Annotated in this window: 4 protein-coding genes; 2 read left to right on the top strand and 2 right to left on the bottom strand. The window is 67.3% G+C overall.

Annotated elements, in window-relative coordinates; genetic code table 11:
- The first annotated feature begins 3 nt into the window (after nucleotides 1-3).
- Together VLK61_RS22060 and VLK61_RS22055 are read left to right on the top strand one after the other, a co-directional pair.
- Nucleotides 4-663, top strand: coding sequence for a peroxiredoxin (locus VLK61_RS22060; RefSeq protein ID WP_325423979.1), 660 nt, complete (start codon nucleotides 4-6; stop codon nucleotides 661-663).
- Between the two features lie 13 nt (nucleotides 664-676).
- Nucleotides 677-1,714 carry an MBL fold metallo-hydrolase gene (locus tag VLK61_RS22055; protein WP_325423977.1) on the top strand — a complete coding sequence of 346 codons (1,038 nt, stop codon included), beginning with the start codon at nucleotides 677-679 and terminating at the stop codon, nucleotides 1,712-1,714.
- Nucleotides 1,715-1,747: 33 nt separating this feature from the next.
- Here VLK61_RS22055 and VLK61_RS22050 read toward each other — a convergent pair whose 3' ends face one another.
- On the bottom strand, nucleotides 1,748-2,077 hold the full coding sequence (locus VLK61_RS22050; RefSeq protein ID WP_325423975.1) for a BON domain-containing protein: 330 nt from the start codon (nucleotides 2,075-2,077) through the stop codon (nucleotides 1,748-1,750).
- 208 nt (nucleotides 2,078-2,285) lie between these two features.
- On the bottom strand, nucleotides 2,286-3,707 hold the full coding sequence (locus VLK61_RS22045; protein ID WP_325423973.1) for a sigma 54-interacting transcriptional regulator: 1,422 nt from the start codon (nucleotides 3,705-3,707) through the stop codon (nucleotides 2,286-2,288).
- Nucleotides 3,708-3,720: the final 13 nt, after the last annotated feature.

The following is a 3,720-nucleotide window of genomic DNA, read 5'->3' as shown; positions in this document are numbered from 1 at the left end:
GCCATGTCACTGCGCATCAACGACACCGCCCCCGATTTCAAGGCGGACACCACCCAGGGCCCGATCCGCTTCCATGACTGGATTGGCGACAGCTGGGCGATCCTGTTTTCGCACCCCAAGGACTTCACGCCTGTGTGCACCACCGAACTTGGCTACATGGCCAAGATCGAGCCCGAGTTCACCAAGCGCAACACCAAGCTGATCGGCCTGTCGGTCGATCCAGTGGCCAATCACACGCGCTGGGCCAGCGACATCGAAGAAACGCAGGGCCATCTGCCGCGCTACCCGATGATCGGCGACCCCGACCTGAGCGTGGCCAAGCTCTACAACATGCTACCGGCCGACGAAGCCGGCACGTCCGAGGGCCGCACCGCGGCCACCAACGCGACGGTGCGCTCGGTCTTCGTCATCGGCCCGGACAAGAAGATCAAGCTGATGCTGACCTACCCGATGACCACCGGCCGCAACTTCGACGAGATCCTGCGTGTCGTCGATTCGATGCAGCTGACCGCCAAGCACAAAGTGGCCACGCCGGTGAACTGGAAGCAGGGCGAGGACGTGATCATCGCCGGCTCGGTCAGCGACGACGACGCGAAGACGCTGTTCCCGGGAGGCTGGAAAGCCCCGAAACCGTATCTGCGCATCGTGAAGCAGCCGAAGTGAAACGAGCGGCCGCGTGATCTTCGAGCAGGTCGCCACCGGCGGCTGCCAGTCGTATCTGGTGGGCTGCGGTGCCACCTGTGCCGGCGCGCTGATCGACCCCGAGGTCAGCCAGATCGACCGCTACCTGGCGCTGGCCGCGCGGGATGCGCTGCGCATCCGCTTCGTGATCGACACACACACGCATGCCGATCATTTCTCGGCCTCGCGCCAGCTGGCCGAGCGCCTGGGCGCGATGACGGTGATGCACCGCGCCAGCCCGGCGCCCGGCATCGGCATGCGCGTCGACGATGGCGAGATGATCGTGCTCGGCAACCTGCGGCTGCAGGTGCTGTACACGCCCGGCCACACCTCGGATTCGATGTGCCTGGTGGGCAGCGACCGCGTCTTCACCGGCGACACGCTGCTGATCGGCGGCACCGGCCGCACCGACCTGCCCACCGGCGACCCCGAGGCGCTGTACGACAGCCTGTTCAACAAGCTGCTGAAGCTGGATCCGCAGTTACTCGTCTACCCCGCGCACGACTACAAGCAGCGCGGCCACTCGACCCTGGGCGACGAACTGGCCAACAACCCGCGGCTGCAGCAGCGCGACAAAGCAGGCTTCGTGCTGATGATGAAGCAGCTGGACCTGTCGATGCCGACCCATCTGACGGAGGCGCTGCGCACCAACATGAGTGGCGGCAAGACGGTAGCGCAGATGCTCGCCGAGGCCGCCGCCAGCGTGCCCTTCATGGCCATGGCCGAGTTGCGCACGCGGCTGGAATCGCTATCGCCAGATCTGATCGTGTTGGACGTGCGTGAGCGCGATGCTTTCGAAGCCGCGCACATTCCCGGCGCCCGGCTGCTGCCGCGTGGCCAGCTGGAGTTGCGCGTCAACACCGAACTGCCGGATCCGACGCTGCGCATCGTGACCTGTTGCGAGTTCGGCCGCATCTCGACGCTGGCCGCTGCCACGCTGCGCAGCATGGGCTTCCAGCGCGTGGTGGCGCTGGATGGCGGCATGAAGGCCTGGCAGGAGGCCGGCTATCCGGTGCAGGGAGGAGCAGCCTGAACCGGATCGCCGGCCTGGATCAGCGTGGCACGCTCAGCTGGCCACCTTCAGTTCATTGCGGATGGTCTTCACGCCGGGCACGGCGCCGGCCACCTGAACGGCTTGTTGCACGGTATCGGCGCTGGGCAGGTTGCCCTTCAGCACGACGACGCCATCGGTGGTGCTGACGTCGATCTGCAGCGTGGCCAGGCGCTTGTCGTCCATCAACGCGGCCTTGACCTTGCTGGTGATGGCGGTGTCTGCGCTCTGCGCGACCGGCGTGGCTTGCGCGACGGTGACATCAGCCGCTGCGACGCTGCCGCAGGCAGCGGCGACACAGGCAGCAGTCAGCAGGCGGGCCAGGATGGTGGCATGTTGTTGCATCAAGAACTCCTATGAGGTTGGACACCCGGCGGCTGCCGGATGGCGTGCCGGACTCGGCACCACCCCGACAACTCCGCAATGCCCATGCCAGCGCGAAAAGTCGTTGGAGATCAATGACTTGCAAAGGCCACGGCCTTCAGCTGATGGTTTGAGGCGGCCAAAACGCGGTTTTTGTCGCCACGCAGCGACAGCTTTCGGCCGGTCTTCGTCAAGTGCTTGATGCGTCGGGACTTTCTTTGTCGCCGTCACCCGACACCGCTTCGTCGACCGCCGGCTCGTCGCGGAAACGTTGCGCCTCCAGGCCATGCTTTTGCAACAGGCGGTAGAACTCGGTGCGGTTGCGCTCGGCCAGCCGCGCGGCGTCGGCCACGTTGCCCGAGGTCAGCTTCAGCAGCTGGCTGAGGTAGTCGCGCTCGAAGCGGTGCTTGGCATCGGCGTAGCTCAGCACCTCGGCCCGGGGCGTTTCCAGCGCGCGCTGCACCAGCGTCAGCGGAATCAGCGGCGAGCTGGCCAGCGCGCAGACCTGCTCCACCACGTTGACCAGCTGGCGCACATTGCCCGGCCAGGGCGCACTGACCAGCGCCTCCAGTGCATCGGGCGCGAAGCCGTTCAGCGTCTTGCGGTAGCGCTCCGCCAGGTTCAGCAGGAAGTGCTGCGCCAGCAGCGTGATGTCCTCGCGGCGCTCGGACAGAGGCGGCAGGCGCAGCTTCACGACGTTCAGGCGGTAGAACAGGTCGGCGCGGAACAGGCCTTCGGCCATCGCCTGGTCCAGGTTGCGGTGCGTCGCCGACAACACGCGCACATTGATCGTTATCGATTCGTTGGACCCCACCGGCCGCACCGTGCGTTCCTGCAGCACGCGCAGCAGCTTGACCTGCAAGCTCAGTGGCATGTCGCCGATCTCGTCGAGGAACACCGTGCCGCCCTGCGCCGCCGGGAACAGGCCCTGGCGATGCGCCTGCGCACCGGTGAACGAACCCTTGACATGGCCGAACAGCTCGGACTCGAGCAAAGCCTCGGGGATGGCGCCGCAGTTCACCGCGACGAAGGGCTTGCGCGCGCGCGGGCTGGCGCGGTGGATGGCGCGGGCCAGCAATTCCTTGCCGGTGCCGCTGTCGCCGGTGATCAGCACACTGGCGTCGGTGGCGGCCACCAGGCGGGCCTCGGCCAGCAGCTCGGCCATGCGCGGGCTGCGGCTGATCAGCTCGCGCCGCCACGGGCCGTCGGCGCCAGCGTCGCGGGCGGCCGGTGCCTCGCTGGCATGCAGGTTCAGCGCCTGGCGGATCTTGGCCAGCAGTTCCTTGCCATCGAAGGGCTTGGTCAGGTAGGCCAGGGCGCCGCGTGCGGTGGCCTCCACGGCATCGGGGATGGTGCCATGCGCGGTGAGCAGCATGAAGGGCAGCGCCGGGTGGCGGGCGCGCACCTCGTCGAACAGCTGCAGGCCATCGCGACCTGGCAGCCGCACATCGCTGATCACCAGCGCCGGCAGGTGCACGGCCAGCTGCGCCAGCGCGGCTTCGGCGCTGACCGCCGTCTGCACCAGGTGGCCGGCGGCTTGCAGGCGCATCGTCATCAGCCGCAGCAGGTCGGGGTCGTCATCGACCAGCAGGATCGAGGCCGCTGAATTCATGGCGGGCATCCTT

This window comes from Aquabacterium sp., from assembly GCF_035476535.1.
Taxonomy (GTDB): Bacteria; Pseudomonadota; Gammaproteobacteria; order Burkholderiales; family Burkholderiaceae_C; genus Pseudaquabacterium.
Note: the sequence above shows the minus strand (reverse complement) of the source record. Positions and strands in the feature narration are given on the sequence as shown.